The following is a 19979-nucleotide window of genomic DNA, read 5'->3' on the forward strand; positions in this document are numbered from 1 at the left end:
AATATGAATATGCATACAGTCGTGGTGGGGACGTCCGGTACCACCGCCGAGGACGTCATCGCCGTGGCCCGCCGGGGCGCCCGGGTGGAGCTCTCCGCAGCCGCGGTCGAGGCGCTCGCCGCCGCCCGCGAGACCGTCGAGGCCCTCGCCGCCAAGCCCGAGCCGGTCTACGGCGTCTCCACCGGCTTCGGCGCCCTCGCCAGCCGGCACATCGGCCCCGGCCTGCGGGCGCAGCTGCAGCGCAACATCGTCCGGTCGCACGCGGCCGGCATGGGCCCCCACGTCGAGCGCGAGGTCGTCCGGGCGCTGATGTTCCTGCGGCTGAAGACGCTGGCCTCCGGCCACACCGGCGTACGCCCCGAGGTCGCGCAGACCATGGCCGACGTGCTCAACGCGGGCATCACCCCCGTCGTCCACGAATACGGCTCGCTCGGCTGCTCCGGCGACCTCGCCCCGCTCTCGCACTGCGCCCTGACCCTCATGGGCGAGGGCGACGCGGAGGGCCCCGACGGCACCGTGCGCCCCGCCGGTGAGCTCCTCGCCGCCCACGGCATCACCCCCGTCGAACTGCGCGAGAAGGAGGGCCTCGCCCTCCTCAACGGCACCGACGGCATGCTGGGCATGCTCGTGATGGCCCTGGCGGACCTGGAGAACCTCTACACCGGCGCGGACATCACCGCCGCGCTCTCCCTGGAGGCCCTCCTGGGCACGGACCGGGTCCTCGCCCCGGAACTGCACGCCATCCGCCCGCACCCGGGCCAGGGCGCCTCCGCCGCGAACATGCTGCGGGTCCTCGCCGGGTCGGGCCTCACCGGCCACCATCAGGACGACGCCCCCCGGGTCCAGGACGCCTACTCCGTGCGCTGCGCCCCCCAGGTCAACGGTGCGGGGCGCGACACGCTCGCCCACGGGCGGCTCGTCGCCGACCGTGAACTGGCCTCCGCCGTCGACAACCCGGTCGTCCTGAGCGACGGCCGGGTCGAGTCCAACGGCAACTTCCACGGCGCGCCCGTCGCGTACGTCCTCGACTTCCTGGCGATCGTCGCCGCGGACCTCGGATCGATCACCGAGCGCCGCACGGACCGGCTGCTGGACAAGAACCGCTCGCACGGGCTGCCGCCGTTCCTCGCCGACGACGCCGGGGTCGACTCGGGGCTGATGATCGCCCAGTACACGCAGGCGGCCCTGGTCAGCGAGCTGAAGCGGCTCGCCGTCCCGGCGTCCGTCGACTCGATCCCGTCCTCCGCGATGCAGGAGGACCACGTCTCGATGGGCTGGTCGGCCGCCCGGAAGCTCCGTACGGCCGTCACCGGTCTCGCGCGGATCGTGGCGGTGGAGCTGTACGCCGCCACGCGCGCCGTGGAGCTCCGCGCCGCCGAGGGGCTGACCCCCGGGCCCGCGTCGCTCGCCGTCATCGAGGCGCTGCGGGACGCCGGTGTCCAGGGGCCCGGCCCGGACCGCTTCCTCGCCCCGGACCTGGCCGCCGCCGACGCCTTCGTGCGGGAGGGGAAGCTGGTCGCGGTGGTGGAGGCGGTGACCGGCCCGCTGGCCTGAGTCATGAGGGCCGCCGCGTCCCGGTGATACGGGCCGCGGCGGCCGTGCGGCCTCAGACGCCCTGGGCCGTCATGCCGCCCCGGCGTACGGAGTACGCGACGAACCCCGCGCCGACGCAGAGCGACGCCGTCCCACCGATCAGATACGGGGTCGTGTCGATGCCCGTACCGGTGTCGGCCAGCGTGTCCTGCGAGGTGGGATCCCCCGTGGCCGAGGCCTGCCGGATCCCGGTGGAGGAACCGGTGGAGGTGCCGGTGAAGGTGCCGGCGGAGGTGCCGGTGGAACCACTCTGCGTGTCCGCCTCGCCGGTCGCGTTGGCGGAGGGGACGAACCAGAGAGCGCAGAGCAGGGTGCCTGCTGCCGTGGTGGTCAGCAGCGTGCGACGAGCGATGGACACAGAATCGATCCCCTTGCGACAACCATCAGTTAGCCCCGTGGGCCGATGCTAAGCAAAGCAGCGGGTCGGAGGAAAGCCGCGGGTCCGGGGAGCCTTACGCTCCGGCGTATGAGCACTTCGCAGACACCCTCATTTGTTCGGCTTCGCGTGGAGTTGGTCCTGGAGATCAGCGACGCGGACGCCCTGACCGGAACCGCCCTGGAGAGCATCGCGGCCGATTTCACCGCCTCCGGCGCGGCCGCCGACGAGTCCGCCGAGGAACGTACGCATGCCGAGGAGACCGTCAGGGAAGACGCAGCGGAAGCCCTCGCCTCGCTGATCGACCCGTTCGATCTGGTCGGCCAGGTGCCCGGGGTCGAGCTCGCCCAGGCCTCCTGGAGCAGCGAGACGATCGACTACGACCCCGAGGCCGAGGACTGGGCCGCCGGAGAGGACGGGGACGAGGCGTACTACGGGATCGAGGACAATGAGACGGACGACGAAGAAGGCGGCGGACATACGGAACGCTGACGCCCGCGGGACGCTCCTCACAGGTGGCGGGAACCGCCGCGGTCCCGGGTGCGTCGATGAGTGGTGTTCCCCACATCTCCGGTGGATGTGGAACGGAAGACCCGGCCACGGTGTTCTTGGAACATTGACGGGGCATCGCCGTCGGGCGACCCTGTCCGGGGATCTTGGGGAATCGGCAACGATGGAGAAGCGTGTGATCACGGACAGCAAGCGGCGCAAGGGCCTCATGGCCGCGTCCGCACTGCTCGGCGGTGTACTGGTGCTTTCGGCCTGCAGCGACGACGGCGGAAGCACCGGCGCGAGCGCCGACAGCTCGAAGACGTCACAGGCGCAGGTCGACGAGGCCGCGGCCAAGGACACCTCCGAGGCGCAGATAACGATCGCGCCGAAGAACGGGGCGACCAACGCGAGCATCAACAACGCCGCGATGGTCACCGTCGCGAAGGGCAAGCTGACCGAGGTCACCATGACCACGGCCGAAGGCGACGCCGTCGAGGGCTCCCTCGCCGCCGACGGGTCCAGCTGGAAGCCCGGCGGCCAGCTCGAGCGCTCGACGACGTACAAGATCAGCGCCACGGCGACCGACTCCAAGGACCGTGAGGCGCACGCCAACAGCTCCTTCACCACGGTCTCGCCCGAGAACAGCTTCATCGGGAACTTCACGCCCGAGGACGGTTCCACCGTCGGCGTCGGCATGCCGGTCTCGATCAACTTCAACAAGGCGATCACCAACAAGAAGGCCGTCCAGGACGGCATCAAGGTGACGTCGAGCAGCGGCCAGGAAGTCGTCGGCCACTGGTTCAACAACCAGCGCCTGGACCTGCGCCCCGAGGACTACTGGCAGGGCGGCTCCACCGTCACGCTGAAGCTGGCCCTCGACGGCGTCGAGGGCGCCGACGGCGTCGTCGGTGTGCAGCAGAAGACGGTCACCTTCAAGGTCGGCCGCAACCAGGTCTCGACCGTGGACGCCAAGTCGCACACCATGACGGTCACCCGGGACGGCAAGACCGTGAAGACCATCCCGATCTCCGCCGGCTCCGCCGACAACCCGACGTACAACGGCCAGATGGTGATCTCCGAGAAATTCAAGGAGACCCGCATGGACGGTTCGACGGTCGGCTTCACGGACGACGACGGCAAGGGCGAGTACGACATCAAGGACGTCCCGCACGCCATGCGGCTGTCCACGTCGGGCACGTTCATCCACGGCAACTACTGGGGCGCCAAGTCGATCTTCGGCAGCGCGAACACCAGCCACGGCTGTGTCGGCCTGTCCGACACGAAGGGCGCCGGTGACTCCGGCACCCCTGCCGCCTGGCTGTACGACAACTCCCTGATCGGCGACGTGGTCGTGGTCACGAACTCCCCGGACAAGACCATCGCCCCCGACAACGGCCTCAACGGCTGGAACATGAACTGGTCGGAGTGGACGGCGGGTTCCGCCGCCTGATCCCCGCCCTTTCCCCCTCCGAAGGCGGCGGCACCCGGATTCCCCCGGGTGCCGCCGCCTTCGGCGTGTGCGGGGCGCCAGGGTTCTCATGCGGCTCTCATCGGGCCCTTAACTCCTCATCACACCCGGTCCATAGCTTCACGCCATGTTCTTCACCTACCTCCGGCGCGAGCTGCGCCGCCGCAGAAAGGCGGCGCTCGTCGTCGCCTCGGGGCTCGCCCTCGGCATTGCGCTCGTCATCATCGTCAGCTCCGTCTCCTCGGGCATGAGCAAGGCCCAGGACAAGGTCCTCGAATCGCTGTACGGCCTCGGCACGGACATGACGGTGACCAAGGCCGCCGCCGCCCAGGGCTCGGGAGGCACCGAACGTCCCCGGTTCGAGTTCGACGCCAAGGACGACGAGGACGCGACCCAGAGCACGGACCGGGTCATGGTCCAGGGCTTCCAGACGCTGGCCTCCAGCACCGTCGGCAAGGTGGGCGAGCAGGACGGCGTCGCGGACGCCGTCGGCGGACTGAGCCTGACGGTCATGAAGGTCGACGGGCAGTTCAAGCGCGGCGAGTTCAAGCAGGACGAGAGCTCGGGGCAGAGCGGGCAGGGCGGCCCGGGCGGCGGCCAGGGCGGCAGCGGCCAGCCGCAGGGCCGGGTCGAGGGCGGCGGAGCCTCCTTCGACGTCAACTCCTTCACCGTCTACGGCACCGACGTCACCCAGCAGGACCTCGGCCCGCTGACCTCCTCCAAGATCACCAAGGGCCGTACGTTCAAGGCGGCCGAGACGGACGCCAAGGTCGCGGTCGTCGACTCCGCCTACGCCAAGGAGAAGTCGCTCGCGGTCGACAAGACCGTGACCATCTCCGGCACCGCTTACACGATCGTGGGCGTCTCCACGGCCGACAGCGGTGACGCGGCCGCCAACGTCTACATCCCGCTGAAGCAGGCGCAGACCGTCGCCGACTCCAAGGACAAGGTCACCACGGTCTACGTGAAGGCCGCGGACTCCCAGCAGATCGACACCGTCAAGGCCGCCATCCAGAAGAACATCTCGGGCACGACGGTCACCACCTCCGCCGACCTCGCCGACACGGTCTCCGGCTCCCTCTCCACCGCCTCCGACCTGGCCTCCAGCGTCGGCAAGTGGCTCTCCATCGCCGTCCTGGCCGCCGCGTTCCTCGTCGCCGGACTGCTCACCTCCTCCGCCGTCAGCCGCCGCGTGCGGGAGTTCGGCACCCTCAAGGCCCTCGGCTGGAAGAGCGGGCGCGTCACCCGCCAGGTCGTCGGCGAAGCCCTCGTCAACGGCCTGATGGGCGGTGTCCTCGGCATCGCCGTCGGCCTCGCCGGCGCCTACGCCGTGACGGCCGTCAGCCCCACCCTCAGCGCCCAGCTCGGCTCCACCGGCGGAGGCGGCGGCATGGGAGGCGGCGGCATGGGCGGCGGCCCGATGGGCGGCGGCGGCCCCGGCCGGCAGACCGCGTCCAAGACCCTCGACATCGCGCTGACCGCCCCGGTCTCCCTCACCACGATCCTCGTCGCCGTCGGCCTGGCCGTGGCGGGCGGACTGATCGCGGGAGCCTTCGGCGGCTGGCGGGCATCGCGGCTGCGGCCGGCCGACGCGCTGCGCCGCGTCGCGTAACACCGCCCCGCCCCACCCCTCCCGTACGTACAGCAGGAGTCCACACGTGTACCAGCTCAAGGGCGTCACCAAGCGCTACATGCGCGGCAAGAACCCCGTCGACGCGCTCGCCGGCGTCGATCTGACCATCGAGGACGGCGGACGGCTCGTCATCCAGGGGCCGACCGGCGGAGGCAAGTCCACGCTCCTCCAGATGCTCGGCGGGCTGGACCGGCCGACCTCCGGCACCATCGAGCTCGACGGCGTCGACCTGGCCAGGCTCCCCGAGTCCCGGCTGACCAAGGTCCGGGCCGAGTCCATCGGATTCGTCTTCCAGAGCTTCAACCTGATCCCGACGCTCACCGCCCAGGAGAACGTCGAGACGGCGCTCGTCCCCCTCGGTATCGGAGCGAAGGCCCGTCGCGAACGGGCGGCGGAGGCCCTGGAGTCGGTGGGCCTCGGCGACCGGCCCACCCACCTGCCGAGCGAGATGTCCGGCGGCCAGCAGCAGCGTGTCGCGATCGCCAGGGCCCTGGTGAAGCGGCCGAAGGTGCTGCTCGCCGACGAACCGACCGGCAACCTCGACGAGTCCATGCGCGACGAGATCATGGAACTGCTCGACGGACTGTGGAAGGAGCACGGACTGACCTTCGTGATGGTCACCCACGACAGCTCCCTCGCCCGCAAGGCACCCCGGGTGGCGACCATCCGCAAGGGGAAGGTCACGGTGACGGAGAACGCGGCGGCCTGAATCCGCGGCGGCGCGAACCTCACGGCCGTCCTCCTCCGGCTGTGAGGTTCGCCACCCGTACGGCCCCGTGACGCGGGCGCCGTACGGCCCCCCGCCGACAGGCGTACGGGTGCAGAAGGGCCCCTACCGGGGCGAACAACCCCGTCCGTTCCGTGGATGTCGCCCGGGCCGCGCCGGGTCGCGCTGCGAGACTTGCCGGGTGCAACGGCCCGCACGGCCGTAGGCGCCTCCGGGGACAGGCGGCGCCGAGCGCGCACGAGCCCACCCACGGAAGGTCTTGATCAGATGCCGGCCAGTTCCGAAACCCTGACCCCGCGCACCGCCGGGAACCGCGTCATCGAACCCCTCTACGCGGAGATCCTGCGGCGTAACCAGGGCGAGGGCGAGTTCCACCAGGCGGTGCGGGAGGTCCTCGAAACGCTCGGCCCCGTGCTGGCGCGGCGACCGGAACTCGTCGACGCCCGCATCATCGAGCGGGTCTGCGAGCCCGAACGCCAGCTCATCTTCCGGGTGCCGTGGTCGGACGACGCCGGCGACATCCACGTCAACCGCGGCTTCCGCGTCGAGTTCTCCAGCTCGCTCGGCCCCTACAAGGGCGGGCTGCGCTTCCACCCCTCGGTCAACCTCGGCATCGTGAAGTTCCTCGGCTTCGAGCAGATCTTCAAGAACGCCCTCACCGGCATGCCGATCGGCGGCGGCAAGGGCGGCGCGGACTTCGACCCCAAGGGACGGTCCGACGCCGAGGTCATGCGCTTCTGCCAGTCCTTCATGACCGAACTCCACCGCCACCTGGGCGAGTACACCGACGTCCCCGCCGGTGACATCGGCGTCGGCGGCCGGGAGATCGGCTACCTCTTCGGCCAGTACAAGCGGATCACCAACCGCTACGAGTCCGGTGTGCTCACCGGGAAGGGCCTCGGCTGGGGCGGCGCCCAGGCGCGCACCGAGGCGACAGGCTACGGCTGCGTCCTGTTCACCGCCGAGATGCTGCGCGTGCGCGGCGAGTCCCTCGACGGCCAGCGCATCGCGGTGTCCGGCTCCGGCAACGTGGCCATCTACGCGATCGAGAAGGCCCAGCAACTCGGTGCGACCGTCGTGACCTGCTCCGACTCCGGCGGTTACGTCGTGGACGAGAAGGGCATCGACCTCGACCTGCTCAAGGAGATCAAGGAGAACGGCCGCGGCCGGATCTCCGAGTACGCCGAGCGGCGCGGCGACCACGTGCGGTACGTCGAGGGCGCGGGCGTCTGGAGCGTCCCCGTGGACGTGGCCCTGCCCTGCGCCACCCAGAACGAACTCCACGAGGCCGACGCCCTCGCGCTCGTACGCAACGGGGTGAAGGCGGTCGCCGAGGGCGCCAACATGCCCACCACCCCGGAGGCCGTCCACGTCTTCCAGGAGGCGGGTGTCGCCTTCGCCCCCGGCAAGGCGGCCAACGCGGGCGGAGTGGCCACCAGCGCGCTGGAGATGCAGCAGAACGCCTCCCGCGACTCCTGGACCTTCGCCCACACGGAGGAGCGCCTCGCGCAGATCATGCGGCACATCCACGACTCCTGCCACATCACGGCGGAGAAGTACGGAAGCCCGGGCAACTACGTGGTGGGTGCGAACATCGCGGGCTTCGAGATCGTCGCGGACGCGATGCTGGCCCAGGGCCTGATCTGACGGTGCCGCAGCGCGGGGGCCGGTGCTCGCCGCCCCCGCGCCGCGTCCCGAGCGCCTCCGGCAGGCGCTACCGGCGCCGGTGGTACTCCGCGCAGCCCGTGTTCACCACCGTCACCGCGGCCAGGACCACGGCCGCCACCGGGTGCCCCGTCCCGTACACCGCCGCCGCGCCGCCGCCGAGGACCACGGTCTTCACGGCCAGTACGCCCGCGAGCGGCAGCGGGAACCGGGCGCGGGGTGCGGCGAGCAGGCCCCACAGCACGACGGCCGCCGCGGGTGCCCCGATCCCGAGCGCCACCGACGCCGCCACACCCTCCGGGGCCGTGAAGCCCCACCGGGCCAGGGCGCCGATCGCGACCAGTTCCAGGACGAACGCGAGCACCTCGTTCGCGGCGAACCAGGGGCGGTCCCACGGGACGGAGCCATGGTCGTCTGCCGTCATACGGAGTCCTCTCGTGCCGGCGCCCCTCAGGATGTCTCACCCACGGGCGTCATACGGGCGCCCGGCGCGGTGCCGGACGGGGTCAGGAAGGCGGTCCGGGGCAGGGTGGCGTCCACCGCGCGCCCGGCCTCGGCGGTGGACGGGTCGGTGGTGGTGAACTCCGTCGCGCCGCCGCCCCCGTCCCAGCTGTTGCCGTCGGACCGGGAGGCGTCCGAGAGCACCGTGTCCTTCCCGTCGCCGCTGTCCACCGCCGCGTTGGAGCTCAGCACGGCGGCGGCGGTGGCCAGGTAGAAGCCCGTGCCGTTGCGGAAGGCGGTGTTACGGGTCAGACGGATCGCGCCCGGGTTCCCCTCGTCGTTGAAGCCGAGCCCCGCGTTGTCCCAGGCCGCGTCGTCGGTGAGCACATGGGCGACGGAGGCGGAGGTGTGGCCGCCGCCGAGGGTGAAACCGTTGCCGTTGCGGTAGGACCAGGAGCCGCTCACCGTCACCGGGCTGGTGAAGCCGCCGAGATCGATCCCGTCGGCCCCGTTGCCGAACGCGCGGCAGCCGCGGATCGTGTTCCCGCCGCCCGAGCCGAACTTGACCGCCAGGCCGACCCCGCCGGCCGGCCCGGGGCCGTTGGCGTAGAAGTCGCTGTCCAGCACGGTGTTGCCCTCCGTGCCGGCGTCGCGCAGGGTGAGCCCGGACTCCGCGTTGTCGTGCAGGGACAGACCGCGGAAGACGGTGTCCCGGCAGCCCCGGCAGACGTACGCGTGACTCGCCGAGCCGCGGATCTCCAGCCCCTGCACCGTCCAGTGGTCCGCCTGCTGGGTGACCGCCCAGGTCGTGGCCGGCAGCCCGGAGGCGTCGATGACCGGCTGCTCCCCCTGGTAGTTGCTGAGCGTGATCCTTCTGCCCGCCGTGCCGTCGGTGGTGAGGGACGCCCCCTCGGCGGGGCGGTAGGTGCCGCCGCGCATCGCGATCACCTGCCCGGGGCGGACCGCGGACACCGCCTTGCCGAGGGTCGCGTACGGGCGGGCGCGGCTGCCGTCCCCGTCGTCCGATCCGTCGGGCGCGAGATAGATGTCCGCCCCGGTCACGCCGATCGCCGCACCCGCCCGCCGCACGACGGCGGCCTCCGGGGACGGGACGGCGGACGGCGAGGCCGAGGCGGCAGGCGTCCGGGAGGGCGGGGCGGACACCGTCGGCACCGGCTGCGCGGGGCGGCTCGCGGCGGGCGGCGCCGCGCGCGGGGAGGGGGCGGGGGAGTGCCACACGGGGTAGGTCAGCCCACCGACGACGACGGCGAGCACGGCGGCCGACGCCGTGACCGACGTGGCCGTGACATGGTGCAGGAGGTCGCGGATCCCGCCGGTGGCCGACTGCCCGAGCAGCGACGACGCCTCCACGGTGTGACGTACCCCGTCCGCCAGCCCTCCGGGCACCGGCAGCAGGCCGAGCCCGGGCAGCAGCTTCTCCGGGGCGACCAGGCCGGCCCCCCGCGCACCGCACTGCGGGCAGCCGCGGACATGACGGGTCAGCCGCTTGCGCCAGAGCGCGCCCGTGCCGCCGTCCCAGCCGTGCGCGGCATCGGCCAGCCCCGGGCAGCGGGGATCGGCCGCCAGGGCGCCGACGACCGTACGGGCCTCCTCCAGCCGCAGCTTCATGCGCCGCACCCGGACCGCGGTGTGCCGGGCGCTCAGCCCGAGGGCGCCGGCCACGTCGGCCCGGCCGATACGCCCGGACTCCTCCTCCCACCACAGGGCGAGCAGGCGCCGGTCGTCGGCGTCCAGCCATCGGGCGGCACGCGCCAGGTCGCGGCGCTGGCCGGTGAGTTCGAGCTCGGCGACGGTGCGCTCGGCGAAGTCGGTGAGGGGGTCGGCGACCTCCTCCACCTCGTGTCCGCGGAACCGGTCGCGGGCCGTGCGCCGCTGGTGCTGCTGGATCTCCCGGTAGGCGATGGACACCGCCCACGAGCGGAACCGCTCGGGCTCGCGCAGGGACGGCAGCCCGCGGACGATCCGCAGCATCACCTCCTGCACCAGGTCGTCCACGTCGGTATGGCCGTTGAGGGCCCGCCCGACGATCCCGTATACCAACGGCAGGTGCGCGGAGAGCAGTTCCTCCAGGGCGGCCGTGTCGCCGCGACGGGCCTCACCCACCAGCACCGCGGTGTCGCGCACCGCGCGGCCGGTCCCGCTGTCCGTCATCCCGTCTCGGCTCCTCACTCGCTTCGGGGCCGGTCACCGGCGTCACCGTGGAGACGGGTCCACCGGCCCGGAGTCCGGAGGCACGCATCGTGGCACAACAGAGGGGGCCCGTAAAGAAGTTGCCGGCCCATCCCCGTACGCCACTCCTGCCGCATCCGGCACAGGGGTGCTCGCCCGGGGGCCCGGAAAAGTTTCTTCCGGATTTCTGTCATCCTCACCCGCCCCACGCATCTACCTGAGCACTGCGGCTCACAAGCCGCACCTGCCGACCCATCCGAAGGAGCGAACGATGACCGAGAAACCGAACAGAAGGAGACGTGCCGTGGCCGTCGCGACCGTGGTGGGGGGCGTGCTGGCCGGTGGCCTGGTGACGCCCGCCGGTGCGGCGACGCTGCCGGCGGCGGGCGGTGTGTACCAGTTGGTGGTGAAGAAGAGCGGCAAGTGCGTGGATGTCCCGGCGGCGTCGACGGCGAACGGCGCGCTGCTCCAGCAGTGGGGCTGTACGGAGGGTGCGGCGTGGCAGCAGTTCACGCTGACGGCCGACGGGGCCGGGAAGTACCGGCTGGTGAACAGGCAGAGCGGCAAGTGCGTCGACGTGCCCGACCACTCGAAGGTGAGCGGGACGCGGCTCCAGCAGTGGGGGTGTGCGGGTCAGGCGAACCAGCAGTGGACGTTGGCGGCGAGCGGGACGGACTCGTATCAGATCGTCAACGTCAACAGCGGTCTCTGCATGAGCGACAAGGACGCGTCGACGGCGAGTGGCGCGGCCGTCATCCAGGAGACCTGCACCGCCAACAGCAACAAGCAGTGGACCTTCAGACCGGTGGGGTCCACCGCCCCCACCACCGTCGCCTCCGACGGCACGGGCACGTACACCACCGTCCAGGCGGCCGTGAACGCCGTCGGCAGCGGGAACGCGAGCCGGGTCACGATCACCGTCAAACCCGGGACCTACCGGGAGCAGGTCAGCATCCCCGCCGACAAGCCCTACATCACCTTGAAGGGCACGGGCGACTCGTCCGACGACGTCGTGATCATCGGGAACCGCAACGCGGGTGACTACGGCACCGCCGGCTCGGCCACCGTCGTCGCCCTCGGCCATGACTTCACCGCCGAGAACCTGACGATGACGAACGACTTCGACGAGAACAGCTCCGACACCGGTGACCAGGCCCTCGCCCTCTACCTCGACGCCGACCGCACGGTCCTCGACGACGTCAGACTGCTCGGCGACCAGGACACCTTCCTGCTGAACGACCGGGCCCGGGCGTACGTCGTGGACTCCCGGATCGAGGGCACCGTGGACTTCATCTACGGCGGTGGCACCGCCGTCTTCCACGCCTGCGCCATCCACGAGCGGCGCACCACCGGCGGTCCGATCACCGCCGCGAGCACCGCCGCGGACAAGAAGTACGGCTTCCTGTTCTACCGGTCCACCATCACCGGTGCCGTCGGCAACACCACCCAGCTGGGACGGCCCTGGAGGGCGAACGCCCAGGTGCTCTACCGCGAGAGCTCCCTGTCCTCGGCCCTGGCGACCGCCCAGCCGTGGACGGACATGTCCACCAACTCCTGGAAGAACGCCCGGTTCTCCGAGTACCGCAACACCGGCGCCGGAGCCACGGTCAACGGCAACCGGCCGCAGCTGACGGACGCGCAGGCCGCCGACCACACCCCGCAGAAGTACCTGGCCGGCTCCGACGGCTGGAACCCCGTCCGATGAGCGGACGCACGGCCCACGACACCCGACACGGAAGAGACGAGGAACCTGGCATGAGTGGACACAGGAAGCGGACGAAGGGGCTCGGCGCCCTGCTGACAGCACTGGTGCTCGCTGCCGGAGGGGTGCTGGCCGGTGGGCTGGCGTCTCCTGCGGGTGCGGCGACGGTGCCGGCGGCGGGGGGTGTGTACCAGTTGGTGGTGAAGAAGAGCGGCAAGTGCGTGGATGTCCCGGCGGCGTCGACGGCGAACGGTGCCCTGTTGCAGCAGTGGGGGTGTACGGAGGGTGCGGCGTGGCAGCAGTTCACGCTGACGGCCGACGGGGCCGGGAAGTACCGGCTGGTGAACAGGCAGAGCGGCAAGTGCGTCGACGTGCCCGACCACTCGAAGGTGAGCGGGACGCGGCTCCAGCAGTGGGGGTGTGCGGGTCAGGCGAACCAGCAGTGGACGTTGGCGGCGAGCGGGACGGACTCGTATCAGATCGTCAACGTCAACAGCGGTCTCTGCATGAGTGACAAGGACGCCTCGACGGCGAGTGGCGCGGCCGTCATCCAGGAGACCTGCACCGCCAACAGCAACAAGCAGTGGACCTTCAAGCCGGTCTCCGCGGGGCGTGCCTGGTCCGACAAGGCCGACGGCTTCGCCTCCACCGGCGGCGGCACCACGGGCGGTGCGGCGGGCCGGACCGTCACCGTCACGAACTACACCGACCTGGTGACGTACGCCACCGCGTCCGAGCCCTACGTCATCAAGGTCGCGGCCGCGATCACGGTCACCCCGTACGGGCACGAGATACCGGTGAAGTCCGACAAGACGATCATCGGCACGGGCACCTCCGGCCAGATCGTCGGTGGCGGCTTCTTCCTCGGCACCGGGATCCACAACGTCGTCATCCGCAACCTCACCATCCGTGACACCCGGATGACCGAGGACGACCCGGACGACAAGGACTACGACTACGACGGCATCCAGATGGACACCGCCGACCACATCTGGATCGACCACAACCGCATCGAGCGGATGAACGACGGGCTCATCGACAGCCGCAAGGACACCAGCTACCTCACCGTCTCCTGGAACGTCATGGGCGAGCAGAACAAGGCCTTCGGCATCGGCTGGACGGACAACGTCACCGCCCGGATGACCATCCACCACAACTGGATCCACGACACCAACCAGCGCAACCCCAGCATCGACAACGTCGCCTTCGCGCACCTCTACAACAACTACCTGCAGAACGTGACGTCGTACGGCAACCTGTCGCGCGGCGCCTCGAAGACCGTCATCGAGAACAGCTACTACCAGAGCGTCGCGAACCCGTACACCATCGACACCACCGCCGCGTCCCTGACCCAGACCGGCAGCATCTGCGTCTCCTGCACCGGCAAGCAGCAGACGAACGGGACGACGTTCAAGCCGGGCGACCACTACGGCTACTCGCTCGACCCGGCCGCGGACGTCCCGGCACTGCTCAAGCAGTACGGAGGACCGCAGGCGAACATCGGCAACTGACCGCCGTCACGGGACGGTTCCGGGCCCCTCCGCCGTGCGCGCGGGGGCCCGGGACCGGAGGCCCGGGCCGCGTCCGCCCCGGGCCACCGCCGTTCTGCCGACAGCAGATCCGCCCGGCGCGGAAGGGTTTCCCCTGCCGTTCCGGGCGGATCCTTCCTAGGCTCGGACGATGAGCAGCCACGCATCGAACCACGCCCGGGTCATCCCTCTGCGCCCCGTTCCCGCCGCGCGGGAGCCCCTGTGGCGGGACGTCGTCGGCGATGTCCTGCGCCGCGAGCGCCTCGTGCAGGGGCGGACCCTCAAGGACGTGGCCGAGGCCGCACAGATCTCCGTGCCGTACCTCTCCGAGATCGAGCGCGGCCGCAAGGAGGCCTCGTCCGAGGTGCTCGCGGCGGCGGCCCGTTCGCTCGGGCTCGGGCTGGCCGACGTGCTCTCCCTGGCCCAGGAAGAGCTCACCCGCCGCGGTACGGCCTCCCGTGTGGCTCCGTCCCGGACCTCGATGGGCCAGGTGCGGCTGGCCGCCTGACCCCCGCACGCGTGGGTGGGGCGTACGGTCAGGCGGCGGCCAGACCCGTCGGCTGAGGACCTCGTCCGCGAGGCCGTACGCCACCGCCTCGCGCGCGGTGAAGAACCTGTCCCTGTCGGTGTCGGCCGGCAGGGGCGCCGGGTCGTGCGGGGTGTGGCGGGCCAGGACCTCCTCGACCTGCGACCGGATCCGCAGCATCTCCCCGGCAGGAGCAGCAGCTGCGCGCAGATCCGGTTCGCGGAGACCTCGTCGACCTAAGTGCCCAGGAACACGATCCGCTGGGCGAGGAGCTGGGCCGCGAAGTGGTCGTCGAAGCGCGTCGGAGGGGTGCCCTCGTCGGCGGCGCGTGGAAGGGCGGCGGGGTGGGGCGACATCGGGTCTCCCGGTCGTGGGGGGCGGCCGGTGCGGCCGCGCTCACTCCACTCCTGGCCTGCCCGGGCGCCCACGTCGCCGCTCTCTGCCCGCGGCAGATTCGCCGCGGGCAGAGGCGGCCGGCCACGCCACCGCGTGGCCGCCTACTTCACCGTGACCGCGTCACCGGTGGAGACGACCTTCATGGTCGTCGTCGTGCCGAGGAACGCCCAGCGCCAGCTGCCCGACGCGGAGGCCTTCACGGTCGCCCTGAGGCGTCCCGCGCTGTCCGTGGTCGCCGTCTTGACCGTGTGGTACGCGCCGCCGGGCGTCTTGTACTGCAGCTTCACCACCTGCTTGGTGTAGCCGTGGTACGTGAGATCCGTCCAGTTGGCGCGGGACAGCTTGCCGGTGACGGTGAGCGTGCCGCCCTTCTTCACCGGCTCGGGAGCGGCGTCCGTCGTCAGGGTCGCCGCGCGCTTCACCTTGAACGTGGCGATGCGGTCGGAGATCCAGTAGTCCTTGTCGTTGGCCTCGACCGTGGCGTTGACCTGCCAGGTCCCGGCCACCGAATTGGCGTCCCAGCCCTCGTTGCCGCTCCCGTAGGAGTCGATCCACGACGGGTCGAACTCCATCGTCGCGGTGCACACGGACGTGGTGGAGCTGCTCTTCCTGCACGACGTGCCCAGGTACGACACCGGCCCGTGCAAGTTGGACGTGTTGAAGGCGGACACGTGCGCCACGCCCTTCACGCCCGAGTTGTCCTTGATCGTCATGACGATCGGGAACCGCTTCACGTTCTTGACGCCGACGATCACACTGCCGCCCGCGTTCACGACCGTCTTGACGATCCGGATGTCGCCCCTGCCCTCGGCGTGTGCGGCCGGAGCCGTCACCACCGCGGCGCCCACGGCCGCCACCGCCGCGAATGCGGCGATCCCTCTGCGCATGTCCCACCCCTGTTGTTCCCCCGCCCGCAGCCGGGCGGGGGAACAGAGTAGCGATCACGCGATCACGGAGGCCGGTGGGGCTCAGCCCTCCGTCGGCGCCGGTGCGATGCCCGTCGGGCAGGCGCGGCCCCAGTTCGTCTCGGAGGGGGACTCCAGGGTGGCGCCCGTGCCGCCGATACCGCAGTAGCCGTCCGGGTTCTTGTCGAGGTACTGCTGGTGGTAGGCCTCCGCAGGCCAGAAGGTGCGGCCCTCGGCCGGCAGGATCTCCGTGCTGATCGTGCCGAAACCGGCGCCCGTCAGCACCTGCTGGTACGCCTCACGGGAGGCCTCGGCGGCCTCCGCCTGCTCGGGGGAGTGGGGGTAGAGCGCCGAGCGGTACTGCGTGCCCACGTCGTTGCCCTGGCGGAAGCCCTGGGTCGGGTTGTGGGACTCCCAGAAGAGCTTCAGCAGGTCCGCGTAGCTGACGACCTTCGGGTCGAAGACGACACGGACGGCCTCCGTGTGGCCGGTCAGGCCCGAGCAGGTCTCCTCGTACGAGGGATTCTCGGTGTAGCCGCCCTGGTAACCGACGAGCGTCGTCCAGACGCCCTCCGTCTGCCAGAACTTGCGCTCGGCGCCCCAGAAACAGCCCAGCGCGAAGTCGGCGACCTCCAGGCCCTGCGGGTAGGGGCCCGTCAGCGGGTTACCGAGGACCGTGTGGCGGTCCGGCACCGTGAATTCGGGGGTGGAGCGGCCGCGCAGGGCCTCCTCCGGGGTGGGGAGCTGCGGGGTGCGGCGGGTCAGGAACATGCGGGGGCTCCTCCGGGGGTCGGTGTTGCTCGGTACAACGCCGCGGGGGCGCCGTGGATTCCGTGCCCTCAGGCCGCCGGGGACCGGGGACCGTGCCCCTCGTCACCCTCGCGGTCCGTGGCCGCCGGGGACTCGTAGGAGGCCAGGTAGGAGGCCGTCTTCCTGCGCGCCCGGAGCCAGAACCAGACGGCGAGGGCTATGAGGATCAGTGGGATCAGTCGTGCCATGGGGGTGCCGGTCCAATCCGGAGGGGGCGGGGGTGCCGGGTCAGTGGAGCAGTGTCGCGGGACTGCCGCCGTTCGCCTCGTACCCGGCGACGGCCAGCGCCCGGTACACCGTGTACTCGGCGGCCGGGTCGGGGTCCTGGGTCCAGGGCAGCGCGCCCACGTGGCCGTCGATGTGGACGAGCTGGTGCATCGCCTCCGACCAGCGTTCCATGCGGACGAGGAAGAGGACCAGCAGGTGCCGGACGTGCGCGAGCACCGGGTCGTCGGCGCGGGCCGCGTGCACCGCGAACATCGCGCCCTCGACCGCCTTCGTCACGACGGCACCCCGGTAGAAGCCCTGCACGAGATTGACCTCGGGGAGGTGCTCGTACACGGCGAACAGCGGCAGCGCGGCGAGCAGCGAGCCCTGCGGGGCGCGGGCGGCGGCCGTCGTCGCGAAGCGGTCGGCCTCCTCGCGGGAGCCGTGCCACTTCTCGCACCAGAAGTGCAGAGCGGCGATGTGGGCGCCCATGTGTGCGGGGGCCCGGTCGATGATCTTCGCCCAGAGCTGGTCGAACTGCTCGTGCGAGTACCCCAGCCCACGCGCCACGGCGAGCTCCACGAGGTACGGGACGGGGTCGCCCGGAGCCAGCAGGGCGGCCTCGCCGCAGACCGTACGGGCCTCCTCCAGGATGATCCGGAAGTCGTCGGTGCCCACGGTGCCGGTGCGCCACGCCTGCTGCACGAGGAACTCCGCGTGCACCGCCGCCGCCCCCGCGTCCTTCGGGGCCTCGGCCCGCCACGCCCTCAGCCACGCGCCGCCGGCACCGGGCCGCCGCGCCAGCTCCAGGGAGGCCGCGCCGGCGAACGCCTGCACCCGCTGCCAGCGGATCTCGCTCTCCTTGGGAGTGCCCGCGAGCAGCTGGGAGGCGGCCTTCCAGCTCTGGGTGCCCTGGACGACGTCGAGGACGTCGAGCAGGTCCTGGTCGGGCCCCGGCATCCGGACGTCCAGCTCCTCCTGGCGCGCGAAGCCGTAATCGTCCGGGTCGGCGGCGTCGGGCGAACCGGGCGCGACCTGGCGGATACCGCCACGGCGCCGCAGCATGACCGGGCCGACGACGGCGACCAGCATGCACAGGGCGAGCAGGAACCACAGAATCTCCATGCGGTCCATTGTCCCCGGACGGGTAAGCGGGCGGCGAGTGGCCTTCAACTCCCCTCCCGACGAACTACGCTCGGGCCCCATGAGCGACCAGCACAGCTTCGAGACCCTTGCGATCCACGCCGGCAACACGGCGGATCCCCTCACCGGCGCCGTGGTCCCGCCGATCTACCAGGTGTCCACGTACAAGCAGGACGGCGTAGGCGGACTGCGCGGCGGCTACGAGTACAGCCGCAGCGCCAACCCCACCCGCACCGCGCTGGAGGAGAACCTCGCGGCGCTGGAGGGCGGCCGCCGCGGGCTCGCCTTCGCGTCGGGCCTCGCCGCGGAGGACTGCCTCCTGCGCACGCTGCTGACCCCCGGTGACCACGTCGTCATCCCGAACGACGCCTACGGCGGCACGTTCCGGCTGTTCGCGAAGGTCGCCTCGCGCTGGGGCGTGGAGTTCTCGGTCGCCGACACCTCGGACGTGAGCGCGGTACGGGCGGCGCTCACCCCGCGCACCAAGGCGATCTGGGTGGAGACCCCGTCGAACCCGCTGCTCGGCATCACCGACATCGCGGCCGTCGCCGGAGTCGCCCGGCAGGCGGGCGCCCGGCTGGTCGTCGACAACACCTTCGCCAGCCCCTACCTCCAGCAGCCGCTCGCGCTCGGCGCCGACGTCGTGGTGCACTCCACCACCAAGTACATGGGCGGCCACTCGGACGTCGTCGGCGGCGCGCTCGTCGTCAGCGACCCGGAGCTGGCGGAGGAACTGGCGTACCACCAGAACGCGATGGGCGCGGTCGCCGGGCCGTTCGACGCGTGGCTGGTGCTGCGCGGCATCAAGACCCTCGCGGTCCGCATGGACCGCCACGACGAGAACGCCACCAAGGTCGCCGACCTCCTCACCCGGCACCCCAAGGTGACCCAGGTCCTCTACCCGGGTCTCCCGGAGCACCCGGGCCACGAGGTCGCCGCCAAGCAGATGAAGGCGTTCGGCGGGATGGTGTCGTTCCGGGTCGCGGGCGGCGAGGAGGCGGCGGTCGAGGTCTGCAACCGCGCCAAGCTCTTCACGCTCGGCGAATCGCTCGGCGGTGTCGAATCGCTCCTGGAGCACCCGGGCCGTATGACCCACGCCTCGGCGGCGGGTTCCCCGCTGGAGGTGCCGGCCGACCTCGTCCGGCTGTCCGTCGGCATCGAGAACGCCGACGACCTGCTGGCCGACCTCACGCAGGCGCTCGGCTGACAGCCGGCGCGTCCGCCCGGCCGGAAGATCCCGGCCGGGCGGACCGTGCGGTCTCAGACCGCTGCCTTCTCGTCCTCCAGGGAACCCCGGATCTGCTCACGCATCTCGGGGCTGTCCTGGTGCTCATGGACCGAGACCGCGTGTTCCACGGCGGCCCGGACGACTTCGTCCTCCTCACCGGAAATGGTGAGGGAGCAGTTCGACACACTCGGGTACTTGCGGCAGTCGGCGACTTTCCGTGTCATGGCGGCCTCCTCGATGGACGAGTGCACGCCCTTCAAGCGTAGATCCGAAACGGAGCGCCCACAGGACGGGACCGCAGGTCAGTTCTCCTGCGCCGGCTGGTTCGCCGCCTGCCGGGCCGCCAGCGAGCCGTTGAACCGGGTCAGCAGGGCGCAGAAGGTGTCACGCTCCTCCTCGCTCCACCCGTCGGTCACCTGGGACATCAGCTCACGCCGTGAGGCGCGGACCTCGTCGAGCCGGGCCTGGCCCCGCGGCGACAGCTGGAGCACGACGGCGCGCCCGTCCTCCGGGTGCGAGGTGCGCTTGACCAGACCGGTGTCGACGAGCGGCGCGACCTGGCGGGTCACGGTGGAGGAGTCGATCCCCATGCCCGCGGCCAGCGCCTTGACGCCCATGGGGCCTTCCACGTCGAGCCGGTTGAGCAGCAGATAGGCCGCCCGGTCCATCGAGTTGCGGACCTGGCCGACACCGCCGAGGCGGGTCTGCTCGGCACGGCGGGCGAAGACGGCCACCTGGTGCTGGAGCGCGTCGAGGAGGTGGTCCGTTCCCGGATGTCCGGGGGCCGCGCCCCCGGAAGGAGACGCGGCAGTCGTCATGTCCTGAGGGGGCATGGCCGGGGGCTCTCTTCGTGCGAGTGTCGGATGGGTGGGGGACAGAGTACGCGGCCACGGGGCAACGTGTACCAGCGCTGCACAAACCTGTGGACACCACCGCAGGCCGCCATGA

General features: G+C 71.4%; 19 protein-coding genes and 2 pseudogenes. 10 read left to right on the forward strand and 11 right to left on the reverse strand.

Annotated elements, in window-relative coordinates; all coding sequences use genetic code 11:
• Positions 1–3: 3 nt before the first annotated feature.
• Positions 4–1554 (forward strand): histidine ammonia-lyase, encoded by a 1551-nt coding sequence (gene hutH / locus OG488_RS23640; protein WP_329232187.1) that lies wholly within the window; start codon positions 4–6, stop codon positions 1552–1554.
• A gap of 52 nt (positions 1555–1606) precedes the next feature.
• Here hutH and OG488_RS23645 read toward each other — a convergent pair whose 3' ends face one another.
• Positions 1607–1951: a hypothetical protein gene (locus OG488_RS23645; RefSeq protein WP_329232189.1), complete on the reverse strand. Its 345-nt coding sequence runs from the start codon at positions 1949–1951 to the stop codon at positions 1607–1609.
• A gap of 108 nt (positions 1952–2059) precedes the next feature.
• Here OG488_RS23645 and OG488_RS23650 point away from each other — a divergent pair, with 108 nt between their 5' ends.
• The 5 genes from OG488_RS23650 (at position 2060) to gdhA (ending at position 7936) form a co-directional block, all read left to right on the forward strand.
• Complete coding sequence (locus tag OG488_RS23650; protein ID WP_329232191.1) at positions 2060–2461, forward strand: hypothetical protein; 402 nt, start codon at positions 2060–2062, stop codon at positions 2459–2461.
• A gap of 181 nt (positions 2462–2642) precedes the next feature.
• The gene (locus tag OG488_RS23655; protein WP_329232192.1) at positions 2643–3911 is read left to right on the forward strand and encodes a L,D-transpeptidase; all 1269 of its coding nucleotides are present in this window, start codon (positions 2643–2645) and stop codon (positions 3909–3911) included.
• Between the two features lie 145 nt (positions 3912–4056).
• A complete protein-coding gene (locus tag OG488_RS23660; protein WP_329232194.1) occupies positions 4057–5541 on the forward strand; it encodes an ABC transporter permease in 1485 nt (494 codons plus the stop codon).
• 46 nt (positions 5542–5587) lie between these two features.
• Positions 5588–6271 (forward strand): ABC transporter ATP-binding protein, encoded by a 684-nt coding sequence (locus OG488_RS23665; protein ID WP_329232196.1) that lies wholly within the window; start codon positions 5588–5590, stop codon positions 6269–6271.
• A gap of 285 nt (positions 6272–6556) precedes the next feature.
• Positions 6557–7936, forward strand: coding sequence for an NADP-specific glutamate dehydrogenase (gene gdhA / locus OG488_RS23670; protein ID WP_329232197.1), 1380 nt, complete (start codon positions 6557–6559; stop codon positions 7934–7936).
• Between the two features lie 67 nt (positions 7937–8003).
• On the opposite strand, the gene OG488_RS23675 is transcribed toward gdhA, so the two are convergent.
• Entirely contained in the window at positions 8004–8378 is a 375-nt protein-coding gene (locus OG488_RS23675) for a YrdB family protein (protein ID WP_329232199.1), read from the reverse strand.
• A 26-nt stretch (positions 8379–8404) separates the two neighbouring features.
• Positions 8405–10567 (reverse strand): sigma-70 family RNA polymerase sigma factor, encoded by a 2163-nt coding sequence (locus tag OG488_RS23680; protein ID WP_329232200.1) that lies wholly within the window; start codon positions 10565–10567, stop codon positions 8405–8407.
• A gap of 322 nt (positions 10568–10889) precedes the next feature.
• Here OG488_RS23680 and OG488_RS23685 point away from each other — a divergent pair, with 322 nt between their 5' ends.
• The 3 genes from OG488_RS23685 (at position 10890) to OG488_RS23695 (ending at position 14324) form a co-directional block, all read left to right on the forward strand.
• A complete protein-coding gene (locus OG488_RS23685) occupies positions 10890–12290 on the forward strand; it encodes a pectinesterase family protein (protein WP_329232202.1) in 1401 nt (466 codons plus the stop codon).
• A gap of 50 nt (positions 12291–12340) precedes the next feature.
• On the forward strand, positions 12341–13798 hold the full coding sequence (locus OG488_RS23690; RefSeq protein ID WP_329232204.1) for an RICIN domain-containing protein: 1458 nt from the start codon (positions 12341–12343) through the stop codon (positions 13796–13798).
• 169 nt (positions 13799–13967) lie between these two features.
• Positions 13968–14324, forward strand: a complete 357-nt coding sequence (locus tag OG488_RS23695; RefSeq protein ID WP_329232206.1) for a helix-turn-helix domain-containing protein — start codon at positions 13968–13970, stop codon at positions 14322–14324.
• A gap of 42 nt (positions 14325–14366) precedes the next feature.
• On the opposite strand, the pseudogene OG488_RS23700 reads toward OG488_RS23695, so the two are convergent.
• The 6 genes and pseudogenes from OG488_RS23700 to OG488_RS23720 all read right to left on the reverse strand — a co-directional run.
• Positions 14367–14534: pseudogene (locus OG488_RS23700) on the reverse strand (ClpP family protease); the annotation flags it as partial.
• A 47-nt stretch (positions 14535–14581) separates the two neighbouring features.
• Positions 14582–14698 (reverse strand): annotated as a pseudogene (locus OG488_RS39300) (ATP-dependent Clp protease proteolytic subunit); the annotation flags it as partial.
• 141 nt (positions 14699–14839) lie between these two features.
• Complete coding sequence (locus tag OG488_RS23705; RefSeq protein ID WP_329232207.1) at positions 14840–15625, reverse strand: hypothetical protein; 786 nt, start codon at positions 15623–15625, stop codon at positions 14840–14842.
• 81 nt (positions 15626–15706) lie between these two features.
• A complete protein-coding gene (msrA, locus tag OG488_RS23710; protein ID WP_329232210.1) occupies positions 15707–16414 on the reverse strand; it encodes a peptide-methionine (S)-S-oxide reductase MsrA in 708 nt (235 codons plus the stop codon).
• A gap of 68 nt (positions 16415–16482) precedes the next feature.
• Positions 16483–16641 (reverse strand): hypothetical protein, encoded by a 159-nt coding sequence (locus OG488_RS23715; RefSeq protein WP_329232211.1) that lies wholly within the window; start codon positions 16639–16641, stop codon positions 16483–16485.
• A gap of 40 nt (positions 16642–16681) precedes the next feature.
• Positions 16682–17785 carry a hypothetical protein gene (locus OG488_RS23720; protein ID WP_329232213.1) on the reverse strand — a complete coding sequence of 368 codons (1104 nt, stop codon included), beginning with the start codon at positions 17783–17785 and terminating at the stop codon, positions 16682–16684.
• 79 nt (positions 17786–17864) lie between these two features.
• Between OG488_RS23720 and OG488_RS23725 the strand changes: the two genes are divergently transcribed.
• Positions 17865–19010 (forward strand): cystathionine gamma-synthase, encoded by a 1146-nt coding sequence (locus tag OG488_RS23725; RefSeq protein ID WP_329232215.1) that lies wholly within the window; start codon positions 17865–17867, stop codon positions 19008–19010.
• A gap of 53 nt (positions 19011–19063) precedes the next feature.
• Here the strand turns inward: OG488_RS23725 and OG488_RS23730 are convergent, their stop codons facing one another.
• Together OG488_RS23730 and OG488_RS23735 are read right to left on the reverse strand one after the other, a co-directional pair.
• Complete coding sequence (locus OG488_RS23730; RefSeq protein WP_329232216.1) at positions 19064–19255, reverse strand: DUF1059 domain-containing protein; 192 nt, start codon at positions 19253–19255, stop codon at positions 19064–19066.
• A 78-nt stretch (positions 19256–19333) separates the two neighbouring features.
• Positions 19334–19864 carry a MarR family winged helix-turn-helix transcriptional regulator gene (locus OG488_RS23735; RefSeq protein ID WP_329232218.1) on the reverse strand — a complete coding sequence of 177 codons (531 nt, stop codon included), beginning with the start codon at positions 19862–19864 and terminating at the stop codon, positions 19334–19336.
• Positions 19865–19979: the final 115 nt, after the last annotated feature.

Source organism: Streptomyces sp. NBC_01460, from assembly GCF_036227405.1.
Taxonomy (GTDB): domain Bacteria; phylum Actinomycetota; class Actinomycetes; order Streptomycetales; family Streptomycetaceae; genus Streptomyces.